General features: G+C 35.1%; 26 protein-coding genes. 12 read left to right on the top strand and 14 right to left on the bottom strand.

Annotation, left to right across the window (positions count from 1 at the left end; genetic code table 11):
• Nucleotides 1-63 precede the first annotated feature (63 nt).
• From ACFO5O_RS10335 to ACFO5O_RS10345, 3 genes are read left to right on the top strand one after another with little or no spacing between them, the layout of a single operon-like run.
• Nucleotides 64-747, top strand: a complete 684-nt coding sequence (locus ACFO5O_RS10335; RefSeq protein WP_387963474.1) for a succinate dehydrogenase cytochrome b subunit — start codon at nt 64-66, stop codon at nt 745-747.
• A gap of 13 nt (nt 748-760) precedes the next feature.
• A complete protein-coding gene (locus ACFO5O_RS10340; RefSeq protein ID WP_387963476.1) occupies nt 761-2,773 on the top strand; it encodes a fumarate reductase/succinate dehydrogenase flavoprotein subunit in 2,013 nt (670 codons plus the stop codon).
• Between the two features lie 11 nt (nt 2,774-2,784).
• The gene (locus ACFO5O_RS10345; protein ID WP_387963478.1) at nt 2,785-3,531 is read left to right on the top strand and encodes a succinate dehydrogenase/fumarate reductase iron-sulfur subunit; all 747 of its coding nucleotides are present in this window, start codon (nt 2,785-2,787) and stop codon (nt 3,529-3,531) included.
• An 83-nt stretch (nt 3,532-3,614) separates the two neighbouring features.
• On the opposite strand, the gene rpmA is transcribed toward ACFO5O_RS10345, so the two are convergent.
• From rpmA to ACFO5O_RS10360, 3 genes are all read right to left on the bottom strand, one after another.
• Complete coding sequence (gene rpmA, locus ACFO5O_RS10350) at nt 3,615-3,875, bottom strand: 50S ribosomal protein L27 (RefSeq protein WP_387963480.1); 261 nt, start codon at nt 3,873-3,875, stop codon at nt 3,615-3,617.
• Between the two features lie 24 nt (nt 3,876-3,899).
• A complete protein-coding gene (rplU, locus tag ACFO5O_RS10355) occupies nt 3,900-4,436 on the bottom strand; it encodes a 50S ribosomal protein L21 (protein ID WP_387963482.1) in 537 nt (178 codons plus the stop codon).
• 78 nt (nt 4,437-4,514) lie between these two features.
• Entirely contained in the window at nt 4,515-4,970 is a 456-nt protein-coding gene (locus ACFO5O_RS10360; RefSeq protein ID WP_387963484.1) for a DUF4199 domain-containing protein, read from the bottom strand.
• 192 nt (nt 4,971-5,162) lie between these two features.
• Here ACFO5O_RS10360 and ACFO5O_RS10365 point away from each other — a divergent pair, with 192 nt between their 5' ends.
• The 3 genes from ACFO5O_RS10365 to ACFO5O_RS10375 all read left to right on the top strand — a co-directional run bounded on the left by ACFO5O_RS10365 (nt 5,163) and on the right by ACFO5O_RS10375 (nt 9,088).
• Nucleotides 5,163-6,482: a M16 family metallopeptidase gene (locus tag ACFO5O_RS10365; RefSeq protein ID WP_387965115.1), complete on the top strand. Its 1,320-nt coding sequence runs from the start codon at nt 5,163-5,165 to the stop codon at nt 6,480-6,482.
• A gap of 16 nt (nt 6,483-6,498) precedes the next feature.
• On the top strand, nt 6,499-8,547 hold the full coding sequence (locus tag ACFO5O_RS10370) for a M16 family metallopeptidase (protein ID WP_387963486.1): 2,049 nt from the start codon (nt 6,499-6,501) through the stop codon (nt 8,545-8,547).
• 148 nt (nt 8,548-8,695) lie between these two features.
• On the top strand, nt 8,696-9,088 hold the full coding sequence (locus tag ACFO5O_RS10375; protein ID WP_387963488.1) for a heavy-metal-associated domain-containing protein: 393 nt from the start codon (nt 8,696-8,698) through the stop codon (nt 9,086-9,088).
• Nucleotides 9,089-9,145: 57 nt separating this feature from the next.
• Here the strand turns inward: ACFO5O_RS10375 and ACFO5O_RS10380 are convergent, their stop codons facing one another.
• Nucleotides 9,146-9,694 carry a YciI family protein gene (locus tag ACFO5O_RS10380; RefSeq protein ID WP_387963490.1) on the bottom strand — a complete coding sequence of 183 codons (549 nt, stop codon included), beginning with the start codon at nt 9,692-9,694 and terminating at the stop codon, nt 9,146-9,148.
• Entirely contained in the window at nt 9,691-10,164 is a 474-nt protein-coding gene (locus tag ACFO5O_RS10385) for a CYTH domain-containing protein (RefSeq protein WP_387963492.1), read from the bottom strand. The genes ACFO5O_RS10380 and ACFO5O_RS10385 overlap by 4 nt, the downstream gene beginning before the upstream one ends.
• Nucleotides 10,165-10,240: 76 nt before the next feature.
• Here ACFO5O_RS10385 and dinB point away from each other — a divergent pair, with 76 nt between their 5' ends.
• A complete protein-coding gene (dinB, locus tag ACFO5O_RS10390) occupies nt 10,241-11,350 on the top strand; it encodes a DNA polymerase IV (protein ID WP_387963494.1) in 1,110 nt (369 codons plus the stop codon).
• A 27-nt stretch (nt 11,351-11,377) separates the two neighbouring features.
• On the opposite strand, the gene ACFO5O_RS10395 is transcribed toward dinB, so the two are convergent.
• From ACFO5O_RS10395 to ACFO5O_RS10410, 4 genes are read right to left on the bottom strand one after another with little or no spacing between them, the layout of a single operon-like run.
• Nucleotides 11,378-12,100, bottom strand: a complete 723-nt coding sequence (locus ACFO5O_RS10395) for a DUF6339 family protein (RefSeq protein ID WP_387963496.1) — start codon at nt 12,098-12,100, stop codon at nt 11,378-11,380.
• 1 nt (nt 12,101) lies between these two features.
• A complete protein-coding gene (locus ACFO5O_RS10400) occupies nt 12,102-12,959 on the bottom strand; it encodes a hypothetical protein (protein WP_387963498.1) in 858 nt (285 codons plus the stop codon).
• Nucleotides 12,946-14,910 (bottom strand): hypothetical protein, encoded by a 1,965-nt coding sequence (locus ACFO5O_RS10405; protein ID WP_387963500.1) that lies wholly within the window; start codon nt 14,908-14,910, stop codon nt 12,946-12,948. Before ACFO5O_RS10405 ends, ACFO5O_RS10400 begins: the two co-directional genes overlap by 14 nt.
• Before the next feature lie 7 nt (nt 14,911-14,917).
• Complete coding sequence (locus ACFO5O_RS10410) at nt 14,918-15,151, bottom strand: hypothetical protein (protein ID WP_387963502.1); 234 nt, start codon at nt 15,149-15,151, stop codon at nt 14,918-14,920.
• Between the two features lie 183 nt (nt 15,152-15,334).
• On the opposite strand from ACFO5O_RS10410, the gene ACFO5O_RS10415 reads away from it, so the two are divergent.
• The gene (locus ACFO5O_RS10415) at nt 15,335-16,393 is read left to right on the top strand and encodes a DNA cytosine methyltransferase (RefSeq protein ID WP_387963504.1); all 1,059 of its coding nucleotides are present in this window, start codon (nt 15,335-15,337) and stop codon (nt 16,391-16,393) included.
• Nucleotides 16,394-16,423: 30 nt separating this feature from the next.
• Here the strand turns inward: ACFO5O_RS10415 and pyk are convergent, their stop codons facing one another.
• From pyk to ACFO5O_RS10440, 5 genes are all read right to left on the bottom strand, one after another.
• A complete protein-coding gene (pyk, locus tag ACFO5O_RS10420; RefSeq protein ID WP_387963506.1) occupies nt 16,424-17,866 on the bottom strand; it encodes a pyruvate kinase in 1,443 nt (480 codons plus the stop codon).
• A gap of 3 nt (nt 17,867-17,869) precedes the next feature.
• A complete protein-coding gene (locus ACFO5O_RS10425) occupies nt 17,870-18,349 on the bottom strand; it encodes an IPExxxVDY family protein (protein WP_387963508.1) in 480 nt (159 codons plus the stop codon).
• A 121-nt stretch (nt 18,350-18,470) separates the two neighbouring features.
• The gene (gene rnc, locus ACFO5O_RS10430) at nt 18,471-19,217 is read right to left on the bottom strand and encodes a ribonuclease III (protein ID WP_387963511.1); all 747 of its coding nucleotides are present in this window, start codon (nt 19,215-19,217) and stop codon (nt 18,471-18,473) included.
• Between the two features lie 7 nt (nt 19,218-19,224).
• A complete protein-coding gene (gene fabF, locus ACFO5O_RS10435; RefSeq protein ID WP_387963513.1) occupies nt 19,225-20,475 on the bottom strand; it encodes a beta-ketoacyl-ACP synthase II in 1,251 nt (416 codons plus the stop codon).
• Nucleotides 20,476-20,487: 12 nt separating this feature from the next.
• Nucleotides 20,488-20,721: an acyl carrier protein gene (locus tag ACFO5O_RS10440; RefSeq protein ID WP_007647141.1), complete on the bottom strand. Its 234-nt coding sequence runs from the start codon at nt 20,719-20,721 to the stop codon at nt 20,488-20,490.
• A 272-nt stretch (nt 20,722-20,993) separates the two neighbouring features.
• Here ACFO5O_RS10440 and purN point away from each other — a divergent pair, with 272 nt between their 5' ends.
• From purN to ACFO5O_RS10460, 4 genes are read left to right on the top strand one after another with little or no spacing between them, the layout of a single operon-like run.
• Nucleotides 20,994-21,566 carry a phosphoribosylglycinamide formyltransferase gene (gene purN, locus ACFO5O_RS10445; RefSeq protein WP_387963516.1) on the top strand — a complete coding sequence of 191 codons (573 nt, stop codon included), beginning with the start codon at nt 20,994-20,996 and terminating at the stop codon, nt 21,564-21,566.
• Between the two features lie 28 nt (nt 21,567-21,594).
• Nucleotides 21,595-22,233: a ribonuclease H1 domain-containing protein gene (locus ACFO5O_RS10450; protein ID WP_387963518.1), complete on the top strand. Its 639-nt coding sequence runs from the start codon at nt 21,595-21,597 to the stop codon at nt 22,231-22,233.
• A gap of 55 nt (nt 22,234-22,288) precedes the next feature.
• The gene (locus ACFO5O_RS10455; RefSeq protein ID WP_387963519.1) at nt 22,289-23,215 is read left to right on the top strand and encodes a PfkB family carbohydrate kinase; all 927 of its coding nucleotides are present in this window, start codon (nt 22,289-22,291) and stop codon (nt 23,213-23,215) included.
• 52 nt (nt 23,216-23,267) lie between these two features.
• Entirely contained in the window at nt 23,268-25,166 is a 1,899-nt protein-coding gene (locus ACFO5O_RS10460; protein WP_387963521.1) for an amidophosphoribosyltransferase, read from the top strand.
• Nucleotides 25,167-25,369: the final 203 nt, after the last annotated feature.

The following is a 25,369-nucleotide window of genomic DNA, read 5'->3' on the forward strand; positions in this document are numbered from 1 at the left end:
AAGATTTTGTCTATAATCGTATTGTGGCGTACTTTTGTATGATTCTTAACTAACTTTGAAAAAATGAGCGGAATTTTAAATTCTTCGATTGGAAGAAAGTTTGCCATGGCTCTTTCGGCATTCTTCCTAATGATTTTCTTACTACAACATTTTGCTATTAACGTTACATCGGTATTTAGCGCAGCTGTTTTTAACGAAACATCTCATTTTATGGGAACAAACGCGTTGGTTCAATATGTGTTTCAACCTATTTTATTATTTGGGGTTGTTTTCCATTTTGTTATGGGATTTGTTTTGGAAATTAAAAACAAGAAGGCACGTCAGGTTTCTTACGCCAAAAACAATGGGGCTGCAAATTCTTCTTGGATGAGCAGAAACATGATTTGGAGTGGCTTAGCTATATTGGCATTTATGGGTCTTCATTTTTATGATTTTTGGTTCCCAGAAATCAATACCAAATATATTCAAGGCGATATGTCTGGCTTGTTAGCGGATGGAAGTGGCTATCGCTATTTTGAAGAGTTGCAACATAAATTTTTGAGCCCGGCAAGAGTTGGGATTTATGTGGTTGCATTCGTTTTTTTAGCATTACACTTATTACATGGTTTTAACTCGGCATTTCAGTCGGTTGGCGCTAATAATAAATATACAAAAGGATTGAAAGGCTTTGGGAAAGCTTATGCTATTTTAATTCCCATAGGATTTGTAATTATTGCATTATATCACCATTTCAATCATATTTCTTAAGACTTAATAAACTATGGCTTTAGATTCAAAAATACCAAAAGGTCCAATTGCAGATAAATGGACTAATTATAAAAATCATATTGATCTTGTAAACCCAGCGAATAAGCGTAACATTGATGTTATTGTTGTGGGTACAGGATTGGCTGGTGGTTCTGCTGCGGCAACTTTGGCGGAATTGGGATATAATGTTAAAGCATTTTGCTTTCAAGATTCTCCAAGACGTGCACACTCTATTGCGGCTCAAGGTGGGATTAATGCAGCAAAAAACTATCAAGGTGATGGCGACTCTACATACAGATTATTTTATGATACTGTAAAAGGTGGTGATTACCGTTCACGTGAAGCCAACGTATATCGTTTGGCCGAGGTGTCCGCTAATATTATTGACCAATGTGTGGCGCAAGGTGTGCCTTTTGCCCGTGAATATGGTGGGTTATTAGACAACCGTTCGTTTGGTGGTGTGTTGGTATCAAGAACCTTTTATGCTGCTGGACAAACAGGACAGCAATTATTATTAGGCGCTTACTCTGCAATGAACCGTCAAATTGGGCGTGGTAAAATTAAAATGTACAACCGACATGAAATGTTAGATGTTGTTGTTGTGGATGGAAAAGCGCGTGGTATTATAACACGAAACTTAATTACTGGTGAAATTGAAAGACATTCAGCACATGCTGTGGTTTTAGGAACTGGTGGTTATGGCAACGTATTCTTCTTGTCAACCAATGCCATGGGAAGTAATGTAACAGCAGCTTGGAAAGCGCACAAGCGTGGAGCTTATTTTGCCAACCCGTGTTACACTCAAATTCACCCAACATGTATTCCGGTGTCTGGAGATCATCAGTCTAAACTTACCTTAATGTCTGAATCGCTTCGTAACGATGGACGTATTTGGGTGCCTAAAAAAATGGAAGATGTTTTAGCTATTAGAAATAAAACATTAAAACCTAAAGATATTGCTGAAGAAGATAGAGATTACTATTTAGAGCGTCGTTATCCTGCCTTTGGTAATTTAGTGCCTCGTGATGTGGCCTCTCGTGCTGCTAAAGAACGTTGTGACGCTGGCTATGGCGTTAATGCAACTGGCGAGGCAGTATTTTTAGATTTTGCATCTGCCATTACACGTTACGGAAAAGAACAAGCTACAGTTAGACACTTAGACGTTAATGACGCTGCTTTAGTGAAGAAATTAGGACAAGAAGTCGTTAAAAATAAATACGGAAACTTATTCCAAATGTATGAGAAGATTGTTGATCAAGATCCATACGAAACCCCAATGATGATTTACCCAGCAGTGCATTATACTATGGGAGGCGTTTGGGTTGATTACAATTTGATGACAACGGTTCCTGGATTGTATTGTATTGGTGAAGCCAACTTCTCTGATCATGGTGCAAACCGTCTTGGAGCTTCGGCACTTATGCAAGGGTTGGCTGATGGGTACTTCGTATTGCCTTATACCATTGGCGATTACCTTTCAAAAGATATTCGTACCGGAAAAATTCCTACTAATACTCCAGAGTTTGATGAAGCTGAAAAAAATGTTAGAGATCGTATTAATCACTTAATCAATAACAACGGAACACATTCTGTAGACCACTTCCATAAAAAATTAGGAAAAATTATGTGGAACAAAGTTGGTATGTCCCGAAATGCTCAAGGCTTAAAAGAAGCAATTTCAGAAATAAAAGCACTTCGCGAAGAATTCTGGAAAGATGTAAAAGTTCCAGGAACTAATGAAGAATTTAATGAAGAATTGGCAAAAGCAGGTCGTGTAGCAGACTTTTTAGAATTAGGTGAACTATTTGCAAAAGATGCCTTACATAGAGAAGAATCTTGCGGTGGGCATTTTAGAGAAGAATCTGTTGAAGAAAGTGGCGAACAAAAAGGTGAAGCAAAACGTGACGACGATAATTTTGCATACGTAGCCGCTTGGGAATATAAAGGTGAGCCAAGTGACGCCGTATTGCATAAAGAAGAATTAGAGTTTGTGGATATAGAATTAAAACAAAGAAGTTACAAATAATAAGGAAGACTATGAATTTAACGTTAAAAATATGGCGTCAAAAAAGCGCTAACGATAAAGGAAAACTAGTTGATTATAAAATTAATGAGGTCTCTCCAGATATGTCTTTCCTTGAAATGTTAGACGTTTTAAACGAACAATTAATAAACAAAGGGGAAGACCCAGTTGCATTTGACCATGATTGTCGTGAAGGAATTTGCGGTATGTGTTCTTTATATATAAATGGTGAAGCACATGGTCCTGACCGAGGTGTAACTACTTGTCAACTACATATGCGTATGTTTAAAGATGGTGATACTATTTATATTGAACCATTTAGAGCAACCGCATTTCCTGTTATCAAAGACTTAGTGGTTGATCGTAGTGCTTTTGATCGTATTCAACATGCAGGAGGATTTATTTCGGTAAACACATCAGGAAATACGATTGATGCTAATGCAATTCCTGTTAACAAACATGACGCAGATGAAGCTTTTGAAGCGGCGACCTGTATTGGATGCGGAGCTTGTGTTGCGAGTTGTAAAAACTCATCGGCAATGTTGTTTGTAGGCGCAAAAGTGTCTCAATTTGCATTGTTGCCTCAAGGAAAAGTTGAAGCCACAGATCGTGTGTTAAACATGGTGAAACAAATGGACGAAGAAGGTTTTGGAAATTGCACTAATACTGGGGCTTGTGAAATAGAATGTCCAAAAGGTATTTCTTTAGAAAATATTGCGCGTATGAATCGCGAATATTTAAGTGCTAGTTTAAAAGGCTAAATAATTAAACCATTTATAAAATAAAAACCCTTTCTGTTTCCAGAAAGGGTTTTTTTATCTCTTATTCAAAAAGAATATGTTTCTTAAGCGTCAAAAGGCTCAACAGAAACAAAAGATTTTCCTCCTTTTTTCTTTTCAAATTTTACGATACCATCAACTTTAGCATGTAAGGTATGGTCTTTCCCTCCGTACACGTTTTCACCTGGATGGTGTGTATTTCCTCTTTGTCTTACGATAATGTTCCCTGCAATAGCAGCTTGACCACCAAAAATTTTAACGCCTAAACGTTTCGATTCTGATTCTCTACCGTTCTTCGAACTTCCGACTCCTTTTTTATGTGCCATTTTATTTCGATTTTAGATGTTTAATTAACTTAAAACTTCAATTAATTCAGCTTTCTTCATTGAAGAATATCCTGAAATTTCTTTTGCTTTTGCCATATCTCTTAATTCAGCAACAGTTAATTTACTTAAATCCTGTGTTGCTTCTTCTTTTTTAGCAGCAGGTTTAGTTTCGGCTTTTGGCGCTTCTACTTTTGGTTCTGCTTTAGCTTTAGGAGCTTCTGTTTTAGCTTTGGTCGCTTTTTTTGCTCCAGAAGCTACAATACTTTCAATTACGATTTCAGAAAGGGCTTGACGGTGACCATTTTTCTTTTGGTAACCTTTACGTCTTTTCTTCTTGAAAACGATAACTTTATCACCCTTAAGGTGCTTTAAGACTTTTGCACTTACTTGTGCTCCGTCTATAGCTGGGGCGCCTACAGTGATGTTGTTCCCATCGCCAATTAGAAGTACATTATCAAATGATATTGCTTTACCTTCTTCAGTAGCTAAACGGTGAACAAACACTTTTTGGTCTTTTACAACTTTAAATTGTTGCCCTGCTATCTCTACAATTGCGTACATAGCGTAACGTTTAAATTAGTTTAATTTCTTTAAAAAATGAGTGCAAATATACGCCTAAATAATTAAACTGCAAACGATTTATGTATTTTGAGAAATATTGTGGCTCTTTTTGAAAATTTGCATAAATGTAAGGGTAAGTACAACTGTAGAAGCAAGTCCTTCTATAAGTATAATAAAAACAAGAATACCGGCACCCTCTCCATAATTATCAAGCCATTTTCCTAACAGCATTTTTGTGAATTCTGGATCCAAATGAAACATATATACAGCCATAAATCCTGTAAAAATTATAGTGGCCATAAATCCTGTCAGCAAGCCTGTTTTAAATCCATCAACATAAGTAAATGCATCTACAGCGCCCTCCTTAAAGTTCTTAATTGCATAATAGATTCCAGCTGCCATTGCTAATCCATTAAGCACACGTAGCCAAGGGTTCTCATGTAAACCAAATACTCTTAAGATTAAAAAATAAGCAATTAAAGCCCCAGATATGAAAAGACCATATTTTATAGCGACTGAAAATGAGGTATTCATAAGTTATGGTTTTTGAAAATTTGTGTTTTAAATTTCGTGAAAAATTGTCTATTTATATAATTTTAGTTGGTTTTTTTTACATTTAATTCAGCACCTCATCCTTTTCATTCCTTATTTTTGTGAGTATTGTAACATATCCTAATTAATTTAGACTTACAACATTAGTAACAACATAATAAACTTAAACTCATGATTAAAAAATGCTTATTTACTTTAAGTGCATTGGTATTACTTATGCCTTTCGTAAACGCTCAACAAGTTGAATTTGAGGAGTATGATCTCGACAATGGTATGCACGTTATTTTGCATCAAGATAACACCGCTCCTGTGGTTACAACTTCAGTTATGTACCATGTAGGCGCTAAAGATGAACATCCAGAACGTACTGGATTCGCTCACTTTTTTGAACATCTTTTGTTTGAAGGCACAAAAAATATTCCTAGAGGAGAATGGTTCACAATTGTTACCTCAAATGGCGGAAGCAATAATGCCAACACTACAGATGATAGAACTTACTATTATGAAGTATTTCCTTCTAATAGTGTTGAGTTAGGGCTTTGGATGGAGTCTGAACGCCTGCTGCATCCCATCATTAATCAAATTGGGGTTGACACCCAGAATGAAGTAGTAAAGGAAGAAAAACGTTTAAGAGTAGACAATCAGCCTTACGGTAATATACTTGCCGAAATAAAAAAGCTGATGTTTAAAGTACATCCTTACAAAGGAACTACTATTGGTGAAATGGCACATTTAGATGCTGCCACACTAGAAGAGTTTCAGGCATTCAACAAAAAATATTATGTCCCTAACAATGCCGTACTTGTAGTTGCCGGCGATATAGACAAATCGAAGGTGAAGAAAATGATTCAAGACTATTTTGGACCAATCCCTCGAGGTGCAGATGTAGTAAGAAATCTTCCAAAAGAAGCTCCAATTACTCAAACCATAAAAGGCACTGCATATGATGCTAATATTCAAATTCCTGCAATTATAGCCGCCTACAGAACACCTTCGTTTAAAGACAGAGATGCATATGTACTTGATATGATCTCAAGCTATTTAAGTGGCGGCAAAAGTTCTGTCCTTTATAAAAAATTGGTAGATGAACAAAAGCAGGCTTTAGCTGTTCAAGCTGTTAACATCAGTCAGGAAGACTATGGCATATATGCCTTATTTGGCTTGCCTTTAGGCGATGTGCCTTTAACCGATTTATTAGCTGAAATGGACGAAGAGGTTGTTAAAATTCAAAATGAACTCATATCAGAACGCGATTATCAAAAACTTCAAAACCAGTTTGAAAATCAATTTGTAAGTTCCAACTCAAGTATTGAGGGCATCGCCAATTCTTTGGCAAGATATTATATGCTTTATGACAATGTCAATTTAATAAATACCGAAATAGATATTTACAGATCGATATCACGAGAAGACATTCAAGCAGTTGCCAAAAAATACTTGAATCCAAACCAACGAGTTGTTTTAGAATATTTACCAAAAAAAGATGATAATTAATATGAAATCCACTTCTATGAAAACAAAAATAATCACATTGACCCTATTGTTTCTAATGGCAGTTGGAGTACATGCACAAATTGATCGTTCAAAGCAGCCTAAACCAGGTCCAGCTCCAAAAATAGCTTTAGATGTTCCACAAGAATTTGAACTAGAAAATGGTTTAAAAGTATTGGTAGTTGAAAATCATAAACTGCCAAGAGTTTCTTATTCGTTAACCATTGATAACAAACCAATGACCGTAGGAGATAAGGCTGGAGTTGAGAGCCTTTTAGGAAGTATGTTAGGAAACGGTACTACCAATATTCCTAAAAGCGATTTTAATGAAGAAGTTGATTTTCTTGGTGCAAGTCTAGGCTTTAGTTTTAGTGGTGGATTTGCGAGTTCACTTTCAAAATATTCAAATCGAATTTTAGAGTTAATGGCTGATGCTGCCATTAATCCTTTACTTACTGAAGAAGAATTTGAAAAGGAAAAGGCCAAGCTTATTGAAAGTTTAAAAGCAGAAGAAAAAAGTGTTGAAGCCGTTGCAGGACGCGTAGGAAGAGCCTTATCATACGGAACCAACCACCCTTACGGAGAATTTACCACAGAAGCAACAGTAAAAAATGTTAGCTATGCTGATGTTTTAGCATTCTACGACAAATATTTCAACCCGAATAATGCTTATTTAGTTGTAGTTGGAGATGTAAAATTTGCTAGCGTTAAGGAACAAATTGAAAACCATTTTGGTGCTTGGAAAAAATCCGTAGAAATTGGCACAACGGTTCCTGATGCAACACCTAACGCCCAGTATACGCAAGTAAATTTTGTCGATATGCCAAATGCTGTGCAATCTAATATATCACTTACCAACAATATTGATTTAAAAATGAGTGACCCAGATTATCACTCCGTTTTAATTGCCAACAAAATATTAGGTGGTGGGTTTAATAGTTATTTAAACATGAATCTTCGTGAAGCACATGGCTATACCTACGGTGCAAGATCAAGTATTGACAGTGACAAATACGTTGGGCGATTTACAGCTGGAGCCGCTGTTAGAAATGCAGTTACTGATAGTGCTGTAGTTGAAACATTAAAAGAAATTAAACGTATTAAAACAGAACCTGTTGATGCAGAGGCCCTAAAAAATGCCAAAGCTAAATATGTAGGTGATTTTGTTTTAGCTTTAGAGCGACCACAAACCATTGCCCGATATGCTTTAAGTATAAAACTTAACAATTTACCTCAAGATTTTTATTCGACTTATTTAGAAAAAATCAATGCGGTAACTGCAGACGACGTTAATAGAGTCGCCAACAAATATTTTAAGCCTGAAAATGCACGTATTGTTGTAGTAGGTAAGGGTAGTGAAGTTCTAGAGAACTTAGAAAAAACAGGAATTCCTATAAAATATTTTGATCCTTATGCCAATCCTACCGAAAAACCGAATTATGACATTGCTATGCCTGCAGATATGGATGCCAACAAAGTTTTACAGGCATATATTAAAGCCATTGGTGGGCGTGCCGCATTAGATAATGTTAACTCGGTTTCCATGACCGCTGAAGCTGAATTGCAACCAGGTGTTATGATGAATTTAGAGTTGAAAAAAACAATTAAAAATCAATTGGCACAAGAAATCACTGCTATGGGACAGTCTATCATGAAAACAGTTATTGATGGCGAAACTGGCTATATGGTAATGCAAGGTCAAAAAAATGACATGAGTCCTGATGACTTGAAAAAATCGTTATCTGAAACTTCACCTTTCCCTGAAATCAATTATCTAAATAGTGGTGTATCACTAGAGAAAATTGAAGATGTAGATGGGGAAAAAGCTTATAAAATTAAAATAGATGAAGAAACTTCCAATTACTACAGTGTTTCAACTGGTTTAAAGATTAAGGAGGTTAAATCTACCCAAATGGGAGAAAGTTCAACTTACTTTACAGAATATAAAGAGGTTTCCGGAATTAAGTTTCCTTTTAAAATAGGACAAACTTTTGGACCTAGAAAAATGGATTTTATTGTAAAGGAAGTAAAAATCAATGAAGGCGTTAGTGATGCCGATTTTGACTAAATGTTCATAATTTTACAAGTATTATAAAGCCTGAAACTAACATTTCAGGCTTTTTTATGCAAGCGATTGAAAATCATAAAATTCGTTAAATATCCAGTTCATAAGCTCAATATTTGTTAGATTTGTTCAAAACTAAACTACTAATTCAATGAATACATTTAAAAATATACTGCTAATTGTCGTTACTTTCACCCTAGTGGTTGCTTGCAAAAATGAAGCAAAACCAGAAATTAAGACCATTGAGACTAACGAAACCAGCATGGTAGCAAATACTGTTGACCATGATGCTGTTTATGCCAAAGCAGAGTTTGGTATTGAAGGTATGTCGTGTGCTATTGGCTGTGCAAAAACCATTGAGAAAAAACTCGCTAAATTAGACGGTGTAAAGTCTGTTAAAGTAGACTTTAGTAAAGAATTAGCAATGGTTGAATATGACCAGGCTAAAATTACACCTGCCACTTTAACTGCTACTGTTTCTAAAGCTGGAGAAGTGTATAAAGTAAAAAACATGAAAACGGTTGATGTTTTTTCAAAAGAATAAATAATTAGGTCGCGATTGACTAAAAAAAGCCACTCCCTTTATGAGTGGCTTTTTTTATTATCTTAAATGAAAACCTTTAGCTGCCCACCACGGGTGAATTTCAATATTCAATCGTCCTGCTTTTACCATTGGATCTGCATTGGCCAAGCTATCTGCCATTTCTAATGTAGGTACATTATAAATCGTAATGCCCCTAATATCACCGTCGTCTCCAAATGGACCAGAAATATCAGCATAACCCAGCTCGTACATTTTCCCTAAATGTGCCAAATGTTCCTTTTGAAGCCTTGCGGCTTCTTCCTCGTTTTGATTTCGAACAGTGCCTCTTTTTAAAAATGCGATGAAATATTGCTGCATTAAAATAGTATCCTTTGTTTTCTCATCGACATAATCAAAAGTCTGAAAGCCTTTTTTGGTAAGCTCTTTTTTTAGATCTGAAATTGATTTTGCTGGTGCTTTTAGAATTGGTGTTTCAGTTTTTGTTGAATCTAAAATTGTTTCAGTTGGTGTTCCTGCAGAAGTGTTCAGATCACTTTCAGTCCTTTTAGCTTCTTCCTTACAAGACCATAAACCTATTAAAATAATAATGCTTAATAAAGTTCTCATTGATTCCAAGTGTTAAATGGTTGTTTACTTAGCTGTGAATTGTAATACTTTAAATCTCCTGTGACTTCTTCTCCTAACCAATCGGGTTTTTTATGTGTTTCAGTCGTATTCTTCAATTCGACTTCAGCCAAAATTAGCCCTTCATTATCTCCAAAAAACTCATCTACTTCAAAGATATGATCGCCAACCTTGATCTCATATCGTACTTTATCAATATATCCTTTTTCACACAATTTTAAAAGGTTTTCGGCATCTTGTTTCGAAATTTCTGTTTCCCACTCAAAACGTGTTAACCCTTTTTGATCAGACAGACCTTTTACAGTTAAATAACCCGTGTTTTCTCGCAACCTAACTCTAATGGTACGCTCTTTGTGTGAATTTAAAAAACCCTGGACTATTCTTGTTTGCCTGAAAGCTTCCTTCTTAAAATCTGTTGAATTCACTAAAAATTTACGTTCTATTTCTATCATAACTTACAAGTTCTCGATACAATTTTCATCATAATGAAAAATGCTCGAACTGACATTTAATGTCTAAATTTACAGTATGTCAATCGATTTACCAATACGAAAAATTATTCATGTGGATATGGATGCATTTTATGCCTCTGTTGAACAGCTGGACAATCCTGAACTCAAGGGAAAACCAATTGCTGTTGGTGGAAGTAGCAAACGCGGTGTAGTAAGTGCTGCTAGTTACGAAGCCCGAAAATTTGGTGTTCGAAGTGCCATGAGTGGCACGCAGGCAAAACGCAATTGTCCAGATCTTATTTTTGTGCGACCTCGATTTGATCGCTATCATGAAATCTCTAAAAAAATAAGACGAATTTTTCATGATTATACCGATTTGGTGGAACCACTTTCTTTAGACGAGGCCTATTTGGATGTTACCGAAAATAAAAAAGGAAATCCAAGTGCTACCCTAATTGCGAAGGAGATTAGGGAACGTATCTTTAATGAACTAGGGTTGACTGCTTCTGCTGGAATATCCATAAATAAATTTGTCGCCAAGGTAGCTAGTGACTATAACAAACCAAACGGGCAAAAAACTGTAAATCCTGAAGACGTTTTAGACTTTTTGGAACAATTAGATATTAGAAAGTTTTATGGTGTTGGTAAAGTAACGGCTGAAAAAATGTATCAACTTGGGATTTTCACAGGAAAAGATCTTAAATCAAAATCACTAGACTATTTAAATGATGCCTTTGGAAAGTCTGGAAGTTACTATTACCATGTGGTTAGAGGCATTCATAATAGTGAAGTAAAGCCCAACCGTACTAGAAAAAGTTTAGCAGCTGAACGAACGTTTAACGAGAATTTATCTTCAGAGATTTTCATGCTTCAAAAATTAGATCAAATTGCCGAAGAGGTTTCAAAACGCTTAAAAAAAGGAAAGGTCGCCGGAAAAACAGTAACCCTTAAAATAAAATATAGTGATTTCACGCTACAAACTCGCAGCAAAACCATGCCCTATTTTTTAAGTGATAAACCGCTCTTATTAGAAGTTGCTAAAAATTTGCTGTTTCAGGAAAAACTGAATAACTCGGTGCGTTTATTAGGTATTTCACTATCTAATCTAAACACTGAATCTGAAAAAGTTAAGGCTAAAGACACCAAAGAAAAAAGCGTAAGTGTACAGTTAAAATTTGAGTTTTAATGCCTTAAAAAAACTAAAAAGATCAAACTAAATTGCCAAGATATCCCCAGTAACTTTTTCCAACTCTAACTTAAAAAAATGACGATCGTAATACGAAATTGGTTTTACTCCTCCGACAACATTTAAATGCTTTGTAACGAAACGGGTTTTTGTTTCAAATTTGTTTTTAAACAAATCTTCGTGTTCCTGAATAAATTCCAAAATACCGAGAACAGCTTCTTTATGGCGTCCGAGTTTGTATGTCCCCAAAGTACGTGTTGGAAAATCTAACTGACGAAACAAAATTTTAGTTAATTCGTATTTATCGTTCTTCGTTTCATCAACCGACAGATAAACAGACCACCATAATCCTGCTATAGCGTGTCTTAAAAGGCTGCTTTGAGCTGAAGAATCTAAAAACCAATGGTCTGAAATGTATTTTGACGGATTAATGGATTTACCTGTATAGACATCACTCCAACGCCTGATCATATAAGGGAATAAATCTGCGTGCGCCAAATATACCCACAAACGCTCGTCTGATGCTTGAATCGGTTCTAATTTTTCAAAAGCTTCATAAATAGCAATTGCCGTTTTACAATCATCGCTTATGTCTAACTTATTAACTAATCCTTCAGTTTGTTCAATATTAGGGAACACATAAACTTGGTTTTTATCGTAAATAAATTCATTATTTTTGTAAAGCTCCTCGTTTAGGTCGGTTTTCAGCTTTTGAACGTATTTGGTTTTGAATATTGGTTGCTTTGCCATATTATTCCTCGTTTTCTGATTCAACAATTACATTTAGGCCTTCCAACAAACGTTTGAACGGGTTACCGAGAAGCATTTGAGCAATTTCGGGAATGTTTTCTTTCTCATCAAAATTTACATCCTTAAATTGCTTTTCGTTTTTCAATCGGTAGTCTATCACTTTTGCCCATAAATAATCTTTGTGCTCATTAAAATTGTACAATGCTGTTAAAAGTGCGTTTAAAACGATTGACGAATGAAAAATAGGGGTAAATTTTACTTCTTGGCAAATAAAATCACTTTGGTAGAGTTCATAGGTTTCTAAAGGTAATTGAATTTCAATTTTGTTTTTCTTTAAATCAACGTAAGTATAGGTCAATTCTTCATTCGGAACTATTTCCATAAACGAAGAAACGGCTTTCAGTTTTTCGTATTTTATATCAGCGTTAAAATAAAAATCACCAAAATATGCTAAAACTTCGCCTTGTTCAATATCAAATGTAAAATCATTATAATCGGAATGAAAGTTTTCATTTGAATAAGATTCAAAATTTTGCTTTGCAACAAGCAAACAAATAAATTCAACCTTTCCTTTTACTTTTTTTCTCGGGATTTCAAACTTTATTTTCGGCTTATCACTTCTTATAATTTCCCGATAAAGTGTACTAGAACAAGTAGCTTCACAAATAAACTCTGCTTGTCCCTGTTGAACTATTTGTTTTAATTCCTCATCCCCAAAAATATATTTAACCTTTATTTCATAACTGTGGGTTTTAGGATTGATTGAAATATCATTGGCTTCAACCATCTTAATTTCACTCGAAAAATCATTGGTTACACCTAAAACAGGATGAGGAAAGGAAATATTATTGAAGTTCATAGGCTTTAATTTTTACGGTGTGTTTTAAATTGTCTGCAAATCGAACTTTAATCAAGTTTTTGCCATAATTCAGATTGACATTTTTGAGGGCGTTATGGGCAATATTACCATTGTCCGTTTCAATAATTTCAAGACTGTCATCCCTATCGTTATCAGCCCCGACCAGGAGTTCCAATTCAGCATTAGGGATATTATCATCGGCATAGATTATCAGATTGTGAAATAAGTGTCCGTTTTGTCTTTGGGCGGCTATTCTCAAACCGACTTTTATCAAAACTTTACTTTTAGTTGTACTTTCTTCTTGGGGCTGTACCTCTGTTGCGTCAGAATCACCTTGTCCAGGCATATCTCCTCCCGAAGATTCGTTGTCGCCTCCAGTTGTTGCAAACTCATCATTGTTTTCATCTTGCCCAACAAAATCGCTTTCTTTTACTTCTTGTTTGGGTGTAATTGTCGGCTTAATCTTTACATTTTCAAACTCGGTAGTTTGTAATGGGGTTTCTTCATCAGTTACTTTATTGCTCATATTGCCCGAAAACATATTGGTTAAATCTCCTTCATAATCAAACTCTTCCTCTTTTTCCAATAAATCTTCGGGTATGGACAAATATTCCTCTAAACCCTGAAATGCTAACTTCTTCCCTGTTTTGACTTTTGATAATGACTCTAACGAATCATTGATAAATTTACTGATTTCGCCATATCCTCTTCGGGCATCTGTATCTATCTGACCTTCATTTTTTGGATAATTGTCTAGGTTCCACTCATTATGAGCAGGATTTTCCATTAAACGCAACATTTCATTACCCTTTTCGTTATCGCAAATAAAAACAGCCGAATACCCTTTTACTTTTCGATTAGTTCTTTTAAAAACTACCATTCTTGGAGTTCTGAAATATGAAGTCCTGTTAGGCAAACCTTTATCCATATAGACATACATTTTTACTTTTCCAATAGTGGGTAAAGTTTCTTTAAATACTTTAAATTGTTCATTGTTTTCAGCATACTTAACAGCTTTTAAATATGATTTTGGATTCCAGGATTCTATTTCTGTAGGTGTACCACTTTCTGCTTGACCTTCAAAATATTCATCAATAGTTTGCTCCAAATTACTTTTGCTGATTTCAACATCATCTATTTGCACAATCAATTTGTTGTCGTGAATTGCCAACCAAAAGTTGTTCAAAACTGATTTTATCATCAATTTTTTCCTGTCCTTTTCTTCCCAAAGACCAATGATATTTACATCGGTTCCCGATTCTTCCCTCTTCAAAACTTCAGGGATTTCATTTTCAATAGTTGTAGGGCAACCGCTGTTATTATCGTAAAAGCCAAAAGCAGAAGTTTTTACACCATTTTCATTTTTGTGGGTAGTTAATCTAGTTGCTCCTTCAAAAAACACATTTCCTTCCGTATCTTTTGAGGAAACAATAAGTGTTTTTATTGGAGACAAAGCAAAATATGCCCCTTTTCCAAAACCGAAAGAACCACCTGCGCCTAAATTTTTCGAGCTCACACCTGAAGCACGAAGGAAAGCATAAAAAGGTGAATTTGTCCCTTCATCAAAATGCATTCCTTTTGTATTCGCATCTGAAATTTTCAAACAAGATATTTTTAACCTCTTTTTTCCTTCTTCCGTGCCATTGAGATATTTCAACATGTCACCAAAAAGTCGTTTCGCATCAGCGTTCTCATTGTAGTATTCCAAACACTGATTAATGTGGTTTTCAATTTCAAAAAAAGCAGGAAATTCCAATCTGTTTAAATCAAAATATTGAAAAGAGACGACAACTGGATTATTGTTATCAGCAATAGCATCTAAAGAGTTCTGAATAGCTTCTCTAACAATAGAATAATACGGATTTCCCTTGAAAGTTATATGCAATGGATCATTCGGTCCAATTTCACTACCTCCTTCTGGTTTAAAATGCCATTTACAATTTTCCTCCATTGTGTTGTTATTTTTCAAATCTAAATCCCCCTTTATTGGTTTTGTTTAATTCTTTATCATATAATATTCTTGTCTCTTTTAATGTTCGGCTGATTTCTTTAAACATCAAATCGACATCTTTTTGAGAGTATTCGTAATTATTTTTGTTAGCACAATTACCAAGTAAGTTTAAATAATCTATAACTTTTTGTACCCTATTAGATGCCACTTTTTCAAATCTTTCTCTACGTTTTGAAGCCATTTCATTAACATTATATGTGATTTATAATTACGAATATATCATACATTATAATTATATACAAATATTTTTAATATATTTTTATATTATAGTGTATATATGTTAGTATATACATGGCTCATATTAGAGCAAGAATATTCGGGAAAATTTATTAATTTGCGTTGAATAATTTGAGGAAATTGTTAAATGCAAAATAAAACTATCAAAGCAGTAGATTTTTTTTGTTCCGGCGGTGGTATGAGCTACGGAATGCAGCAAGCAGGAATACAAGTTATTGCTGGAATTGATTTTGACGAAAGTTGTAAAGAAACCTACGAATCGAACATAAAAGGAGCGGAATTTATACACGCAGATGTCTTTGAATTAAAAGAAGAAGATTTAGAAAATAAACTTTCCCTCAAAAAAAATGATGATAAACTCATCCTTATCGGGTGCAGCCCCTGCCAATTTTGGAGCATTATAAATACTGATAAAACAAAATCGGCTAACTCCAAAAATCTTTTAGTTGAATTCTCTCGCTTTGTCAAGTATTTTAGACCTGGTTATGTTGTGGTTGAAAATGTTCCAGGCGTTTTGAGAAAAAAAGAAGAAAGTGGATTAAATGAATTTATCGAGTGGCTAAAAGCAAATGGTTATAAAAATCCTCATTTTAAAGTACACAACGTAAACAACTACGGAGTTCCGCAAAGCAGAAAGCGATTTACTTTAATAGCTACCCGTCTATCTGAAGACGAAATTAAACCCCTTGAAATTGAAGGAAAGAAACTTGCCGTAAAAGATGTATTGGGAGAAATAAACGGATTCCCGAAAATTGAGGCGGGACACAAAGATGAAACCGCATTTTATCACAGTGTTCCAAGCATTAGCGAAATAAATAAAAAACGTCTGAAAAAAGTAGGGAAAAATGGAGGAAACAGGTTTGGTTTTGCCGAAGACCCTGAGCTACAATTAGATTGCTTTGTCGGTAGAGATGATTCATTTAAAGACACTTTCGGCCGCTTGTGGTGGAACAGACCTTCTCCTACAATAACAACCAAGTTTTTTAGTATTTCGAATGGAAGGTTTGTACATCCTGAAGAAGACAGAGCTTTGTCCATAAGAGAAGGAGCCACTTTGCAATCTTTCCCAAAAAATTATATTTTTAAAACTACAAGTATAGCAAAAACCGCAAGAATGATAGGAAATGCTGTGCCACCAAAATATGCAGAAGCAATCGGTAGAGCAATTGTTAATTCAAAATTATAAATCCTAGTCATAAAGCCGTTAAACAAACTCCTAAAAACTACAGCTCGTAATCTCTGTTACTCTTAAGGTATTAACCATACCTTTATCCTGAATAGGCATTGCGGCAAGGCTAATTAACATATCACCAACATCTAAATACCCTTTTTTGCAAGCCATGGTGTTAACATCCTCAATAGTTTCATCAGTACTAACAAACTTGTCATAAAAAAATGATTCAACACCCCAAAGCAAACTCAACTGGGTTAAAATGCGTTTGTTGGAGGTAAACACTAAAATATGAGCCGATGGTCGCCATGCCGAAATTTGAAACGCCGTATAACCACTATTGGTTAAGGTAGAAATTGCTTTGGCATTAATTTCATTCGCCATATGAGCCGCATGAAAGCAAATTGCTTTGGTAATATACCGTTTAGTTTTAATATGAGGCGGTGAATGTGGGACTTGTATTAACGTAGAGTCTTCAACACTTCTAATAATATTGGCCATTTGTCTAATCACCTGAATTGGATATTGCCCAACAGAAGTCTCTCCAGACAACATAACTGCATCTGCTCCATCCATAACCGAATTGGCAACATCATTAACTTCGGCACGTGTTGGTGTAAGGCTAGAAATCATGGTCTCCATCATTTGTGTAGCAATAATTACAGGGATTCTCGCACGTTTGGCTCTTAATACCAGTTGCTTTTGAATTAATGGCACTTCTTCAGCTGGGATTTCAACTCCCAAATCTCCTCTCGCTACCATTAAGCCGTCACAATAGGCTACAATTTTATCGATATTTTCAACCGCTTCAGGCTTTTCTATTTTAGCTATAATAGGAATTTTATGATCACTGTGCTCCTTAATTAAATCTTGAAGTTGAATTAAATCTTCAGCATGTCGTACAAATGAAAGTGCCATCCAATCCACTTTTTGACCAATGGCAAAAATAGCGTCTTCAATATCTTTCTCGGTAAGTGCAGGTTGTGAAATATTTGTATTTGGAAGGTTTACCCCTTTTTTTGATTTTAATGCCCCCCCTTGAATGACTCTAGCTTTCACTTCAGATTTTTTATCTGTAGAAACCACTTCAAAAATCAACTTACCATCATCTAAAAGGATGCGCTCGCCTGGTTTAGCATCTTGTGGAAAATTATCGTAGGTCATGTAAACACGCTCTTTGGTACCTTCAAAACGTTTGCCAGTTACAAACACGATTTCGTCTCCTTCATTAACCACCACTTCCTCTTTCATGACCCCTACTCTTAATTTAGGGCCTTGTAAATCACCTAAAATAGCAGCGTTATACCCAAATTCTTCGTTGAGTTCACGTATCATTTTTATACGTTGCGCTACGGCATCATAATCGGCATGCGAAAAGTTAATACGAAACACATTTACGCCTTCATCTAACATTCCTTTTAAAACTTCTTTGGTGCTTGTTGCTGGACCCAAAGTAGCCACTATTTTTGTTTTCTTTCTTTTTAACATTAATCAAAAAATTAAATTGTCTTTAGACTTTAAATCCTCTACATCTATGCTGTAAGAGGTAATTACTTGCGGTATAGATTGAATCTTGTTCAACACTTTTTTCTCTTTAAACCTTAAGGTTTCGTCTGAAATCTTTAATAGGTAGTCTACATTTTTAAATTCGGGAAGCAAATAAAAGGTTTTCAAAACCTTGTTTTGATTTGTAAATAATGACCCCGAACTTTGTAAGCTATCTTCTTCTCTTTTGCACACATTTGAGACCAAATTCCAAGTGGTTTCATTTTCAATGTCTTGCCATTCGTATATCGAGTACGATGCAGCAAAATATTTATAATCCAAATCTCTATCCATTCTAGAAAGGTTTAAATCTAAATGTTTATTAAGCAAATAGGCCAACCTGTAATCTTCTAACTCACAATGAATAGCTAAAAGGGAAAACGAAGTATCATAAAAATCGTCAACAACTAATTTGTGCAATGCCATAATACCACAATGAGGTGTAAATATACTATATTATTGCTATTTGAAAGTGAAGTTTTAACTATTCTAGGCCTAGATTTCTACGAAAACGTTATAGTTTACAAAAATTAAAAGGCCTTATAATTTAATCGTTAAATGATCTTGTAATTTTGGATTGAAATGCGAAAAAGGCGCGTTTTGAAGCTTTTTCTTCTGCCTTTTTTTTCGATGTGGCTCTGGCTTTTGCCACAACTTTTTCATTGATTGAAAGTTTGACTGAAAAATGTTTTAACTCATCAATTCCTGTGTCTTCGTAAACTTGGTAATCAAAGGTTTTCTTTTCCTTCTGACACCATTCTATTAGTAAGCTTTTATAACTAATGACCTTCCCTTCTAATTTTTCAATATCTACGTGTGGATTAATGACTCGATTATAAATAAATTTTTCGCAATATTTATAACCTCTATCTAAATAGATTGCCCCAACAAGGGCTTCAAAGAGATTACCGTGAATATTGCTGCCAAAATTATTTTTAGGAATTTTACTTTCTACTAAATCTATGAGTTTTAACTCTCTTCCTAATTCATTAAGATGTTCTCTACTCACTACTTTCGAACGCATTTTAGTTAAATAGCCTTCATCGCCATGAGGTACTTTGCTAAATAAATATGACGCGATAACTGCACTTAACATAGCGTCACCAACAAACTCTAAGCGCTCATAATTAATGGCATTTCCCTTTTTATCTTTGATGTTCATAGATCTATGGGTAAACGCCTTAAGATAGAGCTCCTTATCTCTGGGCTTAAAATTTAAAATCTTTCTTAATTGCAAAAAAAAATCCCCGTTAGGAATTGAACGGGAATTAAATATGTTGCGAATGTAATTCATTCGAAGATTAATCAATTTTTTTAAATAAGACACAAGCATTGTGACCACCAAACCCAAAGGTATTACTCATGGCTACTTTTACGTCTCGTTTTTGTGCTTTGTTTAAAGTTAAGTTTAAATTGGAATCAATATTCTCATCAACAACTTCATGATTAATGGTTGGTGGTACAATTCCGTGTTCCATAGCCAAAATGGCTGCAATAGCTTCAATAGCACCGGCTGCACCTAATAAATGTCCTGTCATGGACTTTGTTGAATTGATATTAATATTTTTGGCATGATCACCAAAAACTTCCTTAATAGCCTTAAGTTCGGCAACATCTCCAAGTGGAGTCGAGGTTCCATGAGTATTAATATGGTCTACCTCTTCTGGTCCAATTCCAGCATTTTCCAAGCAATTTTTCATCACTGCAATCACCCCAATCCCATCAGGATGTGGAGCTGTCATATGATAAGCATCAGAAGATAACCCGCCGCCTAATACTTCGGCATAAATTTTTGCGCCTCTTGCTTTTGCATGCTCATAGTCTTCAAGAATAATAGCACCGGCACCTTCTCCAAGTACAAAACCATCACGGGTGGCATCAAAAGGTCTCGATGCCGTTTCTGGGGTCTCATTTCTCGTAGATAGTGCATGCATTGCATTAAAACCGCCCATTCCTGCAATAGTTACCGCTGCCTCGCTTCCGCCAGTTACAATAACATCACAATGACCAAGACGTATATAATTTAAGGCGTCAATCATTGCATTAGCAGAGGATGCACAAGCGGATACCGTTGTATAGTTGGGCCCCATAAATCCATTCTTAATAGAAATGTTACCGGGAGCAATATCTGCAATCATTTTAGGGATAAAGAATGGGTTAAATCTTGGTGTACCATCACCCGCTGCAAAATTCAATACTTCATCTTGAAAAGTTTCAAGGCCGCCTATACCAGCACCCCAAACAACGCCCACTCTTAATTTGTTGACTTTGTTAAGATCCAATTTAGCATCAATGATGGCCTCATCAGAGGCCACCATAGCATACTGTGTAAATCTATCCATTTTACGCGCTTCCTTTCTATCTAGAAATTGTGTCGCATCAAAGTTTTTCAATTCACAAGCGAATTTTGTCTTGAACTTTTCAGTATCAAAATACGTTATAGGTGCCGCACCACTTTTACCACTTATGAGACCATTCCAGTACTCATCTTTAGTGTTACCAATAGGTGTAAGTGCGCCTAAACCGGTTACTACAACTCGCTTTAATTCCATAAATTTGTTTGCTTATTTTGCAGCTTCTATATATGATATAGCTTGACCAACTGTTGCAATGTTTTCAGCTTGATCATCAGGAATTTGGATATCAAATTCTTTTTCGAATTCCATGATTAATTCCACAGTGTCTAATGAATCTGCGCCTAAATCGTTTGTGAAGCTAGCTTCAGTAACAACTTCGTTTTCATCAACACCTAATTTGTCTACGATAATCGCTTTTACTCTTGATGCAATGTCTGACATAATCTTTAATTTTAAGTTTTAATTAGTTGGCAAAAATAAAAAACTTTATTTTTAAAACACACCTTTACTATAAAAATGTGTTTGTAATTTACTAAAATTACTGCGAAGTATTTCTATTTTGCCTTCTAATTGTTAATATTTATTCTTTTTTTTGTTCGAACAATTTAACATTATATTCTGTAAAATAAAATTAGCTTGAAAAATCCGTAAAACACCAATGACAGATAGAGATGGCCAATTGATTAAATATTAATGTTTAAAGCTATTAACAAATGAAACGTATAGTGATTTTTGCTTCCGGAAGTGGTACAAATGCCGAAAATTTAATCAAATTTTTTCGAGACAAAGATCATGCGTCTGTTGTTCTGGTATTGACTAACAATCCTCATGCCATGGTTTTAGACCGATGCAAGCAACTACAAATTAGCGCTTTATCTTTTAATAAAACAGCTTTTACAAAAACTAATGATGTGCTTAATATTTTGAAAGCCACGCAACCAGACTTAATTATCCTTGCCGGTTTTTTATGGAAATTCCCTGAATTTATTTTGAACCAATTTCCAAACAAAGTTATAAATGTACATCCTGCATTATTACCAAAATTTGGAGGGAAAGGTATGTATGGCATGCATGTACATGAAGCCGTTGTTGCCAATAATGAAACCGAAACAGGCATCACTATACATTATGTAAATGAACATTACGATGAAGGCGCTATCATTTTTCAAGCGAAATGCGAGGTGAGTCCTAAAGATTCGGCTGAAGATGTTGCCACCAAAATCCATCAATTAGAAATGGAACACTTCCCCAAAGTCGTTGAAAAGCTTCTGTTAAATACAAACTAATAAATTTCTGTTTTCACAGAAACTGAAGATGAGCAAAAAGAAAAAAAAATACTATACAGTCTGGAAAGGCCATCATACAGGAGTTTTCGAATCTTGGGACGATTGTAAAGCGCAAATTAAAGATTTTCAGGGTGCTCAATACAAATCATTTGGAACTTTTGATGCTGCTAAACAGGCCTTAAAAGGAAATTATAAGGATTATATCACAAAAGGCAAGTTTAAAAGTGAACTTTCAGAATTGCAACTAAAAAAAATTGGTCAGCCCAATTTCAATTCAATTGCCGTAGATGCAGCATCAAGTGGAAATCCAGGAAAAATGGAATATCGAGGTGTTGATACCAAAACCAAGAAACAATTGTTCATTCAGGGCCCTTTTGAAGAAGGCACTAATAATATTGGCGAATTTTTAGCGATTGTTCATGGTTTAGCCTTGCTTAAAAAAAATAAAAGTGACCGAATTATTTATACCGATTCCAAAACGGCGATAAGTTGGGTAAAGAAAAAAACATGTAACACTAAATTAGAACGTAACCAAAAAACCGAAAAACTTTTTGAATTGATTGAACGTGCTGTTCATTGGTTAAAAACAAACCAATATAGCACACCAATTGTAAAATGGGAAACCAAAGCTTGGGGAGAAATTCCTGCCGATTTTGGCAGAAAATAAATTCGTTTTTTAGGACTTAAAAACCTTATATTTGCAGCAAAATTGAAACACGTCTATGAACAAACTAGTTGCTGTAGGGACCGTAGCCTTTGATGCCATTGAAACTCCTTTTGGAAAAACAGATAAAATACTTGGGGGCGCAGCAACATTTATAGGATTAGCGGCAGCGCAATTTGAAATTGATACAGCATTGGTTTCAATTGTGGGAAACGATTTTCCAAGTGACTATCTTGACTTACTTTCAAATAAAGGTATTGATGTTTCAGGCATTGAAATTGTTAAAAATGGTAAGACCTTCTTTTGGAGTGGTCGTTATCACAACGATATGAATTCTCGCGACACTTTGGTAACAGAACTCAATGTGCTTGCCGATTTTAATCCCGTTGTTCCACAAAATTATAGAGACGCAGAAATAGTGATGCTCGGTAATTTGCACCCTTTAACACAATTAAGTGTGTTAGATCAAATGGACAAAAAACCAAAATTAGCAGTTCTTGATACCATGAATTTTTGGATGAATTCTGCATTAGACGATTTACATAAAGTTATTAAAAGAGTTGATGTTATCACCATAAATGACGAAGAAGCAAGGCAATTAACCGGGGAGTATTCATTGGTAGTTGCTGCGAGAAAAATTCATGAAATGGGCCCCAAATATGTTGTGATTAAAAAAGGAGAACATGGAGCATTATTGTTTCATAATGATAATGTGTTTTATGCTCCCGCTTTACCTTTAGAAGAAGTGTTCGATCCAACTGGAGCAGGAGATACCTTTGCAGGAGGCTTTGTTGGTTATCTTGCCAAAACAGGAGACACTTCATTTGAAAATATGAAGAACGCCATCATTTTTGGTTCAACTTTGGCCTCGTTTTGTGTAGAAAAGTTTGGAACCGAGCGCATGATTAATCTTTCAAAAGCAGAAGTACACAAACGCTTATTACAATTTAGACAATTAACCCAATTTGAAATTGAATTAACATAAACCAGCGCGCTCAAATAGAGCGCGTTTTTAATTTAAATATCCTTTAGCAACAATGAGCGATGCTTTAAAACATGAATGCGGAATTGCACTCATACGACTTTTAAAACCTCTTGAATATTATAAAGAGAAATATGGAAGTGCCTTTTACGGCGTTAACAAAATGTATCTCATGATGGAAAAACAGCACAATCGAGGGCAAGACGGTGCTGGTTTTGCAAGTATTAAATTAGACACTAGACCTGGTGAACGCTATATAAGCAGAGTACGTTCTATAGCTCAACAACCTATTCAGGATATATTTGCTCAAATCAATGAACGTGTTAATAAAGAATTTGCAGAACACCCCGAGTATGTTGATGATGTTGGATTACAGAAACGTTATATTCCTTACGTTGGTGAATTGCTTTTAGGTCATGTTCGCTATGGTACCTTTGGTAAAAACAGTGTTGAAAGTGTTCATCCATTTTTAAGACAGAACAATTGGATGCATAGAAACCTCATCGTGGCAGGAAATTTTAATATGACCAATGTTAATGAATTGTTTGATGGCTTAGTAAGGCTTGGACAGCACCCAAAAGAAAAAGCTGATACCATTACTATCATGGAAAAAATTGGTCACTTTTTAGATGATGCGGTCGCAAAAAAATACAAGCAGCTTAAAAAAGAAGGTTACAATAAAAATGAATGTAGCCCTCTAATTGCCGAGCGCTTAAACGTAGCTAAAATACTTAAGCGTGCTTCTAAAAACTGGGATGGCGGTTATGCCATGGCGGGACTATTAGGACATGGCGACTCCTTCGTACTTAGAGATCCTGCTGGGATTAGACCTGCATATTATTACAAAGATGATGAAATTGTAGTGGTCGCTTCAGAACGCCCAGTGATTCAAACCGTATTTAATGTCAACTTTGAAGATGTCAAAGAACTAGCCCCTGGACACGCTATTATTACAAAAAAATCTGGAAAAACCTCAATCACTCAAATCATTGAGCCTTTAGAACGTAAAGCCTGTTCATTCGAACGCATTTATTTTTCTCGTGGTAGTGATGCTGAAATTTACCAAGAACGTAAAGAACTGGGAAAACTTTTAATGCCTCGTGTTCTAAAAGCAATTGATAATGACACTAAAAACACAGTTTTTTCATACATCCCTAATACAGCCGAAACGTCGTTTTATGGCATGATTGAAATGGTTGAAAAACACTTGAATGAGAAAAAAACACAAGCCATATTGAATGGTAATGGTAAATTATCTGCCGATAATGTAAAGCAAATATTGTCTGAACGTCCACGAATTGAAAAAGTTGCAATTAAGGATGTAAAATTAAGAACCTTTATTACTGAAGACAGTAGCAGGGATGATTTAGTTGCGCATGTGTATGATGTTACTTATGGAATAATTAAACCCGAAGACAATCTTGTTATTATTGATGATAGTATTGTAAGAGGAACCACTTTAAAAAAGAGTATCATTAAAATGATGGATCGTTTACATCCTAAAAAAATTGTCGTTGTGTCGTCGGCGCCACAAATTAGATATCCAGATTGTTATGGTATTGACATGGCAAGACTTGAAGATCTCATAGCATTTAGGGCAATGCTAGAATTATTAAAAGAAAATAACAAGTATCATTTAATTGAAGAAGTTTACCACAAATGCAAAGCTCAAGTTGACATTGAGGATAAAAATGTAAAGAATTTTGTTAAAGAATTGTACGATCATTTTACTGATGAAGACATTGAAACTAAAATTTCGGAGTTAATCTGTGATGAAAGTATAAAAGCTAAAGTTGAAACTATTTTCCAACCAGTTGAAAATTTACATAAGGCATGCCCTAAAAATTTAGGAGATTGGTATTTTACTGGAAACTACCCAACCGATGGAGGTAACCGCGTGGTTAACAGGGCTTTTATTAATTTTTTCGAAGGTAATAAGGAACGCGCCTATTAATACTTTTTCAGATTTTATTACAGTTAATCCATAAAAATACACTTTTTATCTGAAAAAAATGCATTTCATCTAATATATATAAATCGATAATTAAATTACACATACATTAGCGCTACCATAACATAAGTAGGTTAAGTTCATGGTAGATTTGGGGCAAAAAAAGGTGAACACTCGTTCACCTTTTTTTATTGAAATCATTTATA

This window comes from Geojedonia litorea (genome assembly GCF_042654525.1).
Lineage (GTDB): Bacteria > Bacteroidota > Bacteroidia > Flavobacteriales > Flavobacteriaceae > Geojedonia > Geojedonia litorea.

Coding starts and splice junctions, on each gene's coding strand:
- ACFO5O_RS10335 (WP_387963474.1), top strand. CDS start 64: ATGAGCGGAATTTTAAATTCTTCGATTGGAAGAAAGTTTGCCATGGCT.
- ACFO5O_RS10340 (WP_387963476.1), top strand. CDS start 761: ATGGCTTTAGATTCAAAAATACCAAAAGGTCCAATTGCAGATAAATGG.
- ACFO5O_RS10345 (WP_387963478.1), top strand. CDS start 2,785: ATGAATTTAACGTTAAAAATATGGCGTCAAAAAAGCGCTAACGATAAA.
- rpmA (WP_387963480.1), bottom strand. CDS start 3,875: ATGGCACATAAAAAAGGAGTCGGAAGTTCGAAGAACGGTAGAGAATCA.
- rplU (WP_387963482.1), bottom strand. CDS start 4,436: ATGTACGCAATTGTAGAGATAGCAGGGCAACAATTTAAAGTTGTAAAA.
- ACFO5O_RS10360 (WP_387963484.1), bottom strand. CDS start 4,970: ATGAATACCTCATTTTCAGTCGCTATAAAATATGGTCTTTTCATATCT.
- ACFO5O_RS10370 (WP_387963486.1), top strand. CDS start 6,499: ATGAAAACAAAAATAATCACATTGACCCTATTGTTTCTAATGGCAGTT.
- ACFO5O_RS10375 (WP_387963488.1), top strand. CDS start 8,696: ATGAATACATTTAAAAATATACTGCTAATTGTCGTTACTTTCACCCTA.
- ACFO5O_RS10380 (WP_387963490.1), bottom strand. CDS start 9,694: ATGAGAACTTTATTAAGCATTATTATTTTAATAGGTTTATGGTCTTGT.
- ACFO5O_RS10385 (WP_387963492.1), bottom strand. CDS start 10,164: ATGATAGAAATAGAACGTAAATTTTTAGTGAATTCAACAGATTTTAAG.
- dinB (WP_387963494.1), top strand. CDS start 10,241: ATGTCAATCGATTTACCAATACGAAAAATTATTCATGTGGATATGGAT.
- ACFO5O_RS10395 (WP_387963496.1), bottom strand. CDS start 12,100: ATGGCAAAGCAACCAATATTCAAAACCAAATACGTTCAAAAGCTGAAA.
- ACFO5O_RS10400 (WP_387963498.1), bottom strand. CDS start 12,959: ATGAACTTCAATAATATTTCCTTTCCTCATCCTGTTTTAGGTGTAACC.
- ACFO5O_RS10405 (WP_387963500.1), bottom strand. CDS start 14,910: ATGGAGGAAAATTGTAAATGGCATTTTAAACCAGAAGGAGGTAGTGAA.
- ACFO5O_RS10410 (WP_387963502.1), bottom strand. CDS start 15,151: ATGGCTTCAAAACGTAGAGAAAGATTTGAAAAAGTGGCATCTAATAGG.
- ACFO5O_RS10415 (WP_387963504.1), top strand. CDS start 15,335: ATGCAAAATAAAACTATCAAAGCAGTAGATTTTTTTTGTTCCGGCGGT.
- pyk (WP_387963506.1), bottom strand. CDS start 17,866: ATGTTAAAAAGAAAGAAAACAAAAATAGTGGCTACTTTGGGTCCAGCA.
- ACFO5O_RS10425 (WP_387963508.1), bottom strand. CDS start 18,349: ATGGCATTGCACAAATTAGTTGTTGACGATTTTTATGATACTTCGTTT.
- rnc (WP_387963511.1), bottom strand. CDS start 19,217: ATGAATTACATTCGCAACATATTTAATTCCCGTTCAATTCCTAACGGG.
- fabF (WP_387963513.1), bottom strand. CDS start 20,475: ATGGAATTAAAGCGAGTTGTAGTAACCGGTTTAGGCGCACTTACACCT.
- ACFO5O_RS10440 (WP_007647141.1), bottom strand. CDS start 20,721: ATGTCAGACATTGCATCAAGAGTAAAAGCGATTATCGTAGACAAATTA.
- purN (WP_387963516.1), top strand. CDS start 20,994: ATGAAACGTATAGTGATTTTTGCTTCCGGAAGTGGTACAAATGCCGAA.
- ACFO5O_RS10450 (WP_387963518.1), top strand. CDS start 21,595: ATGAGCAAAAAGAAAAAAAAATACTATACAGTCTGGAAAGGCCATCAT.
- ACFO5O_RS10455 (WP_387963519.1), top strand. CDS start 22,289: ATGAACAAACTAGTTGCTGTAGGGACCGTAGCCTTTGATGCCATTGAA.
- ACFO5O_RS10460 (WP_387963521.1), top strand. CDS start 23,268: ATGAGCGATGCTTTAAAACATGAATGCGGAATTGCACTCATACGACTT.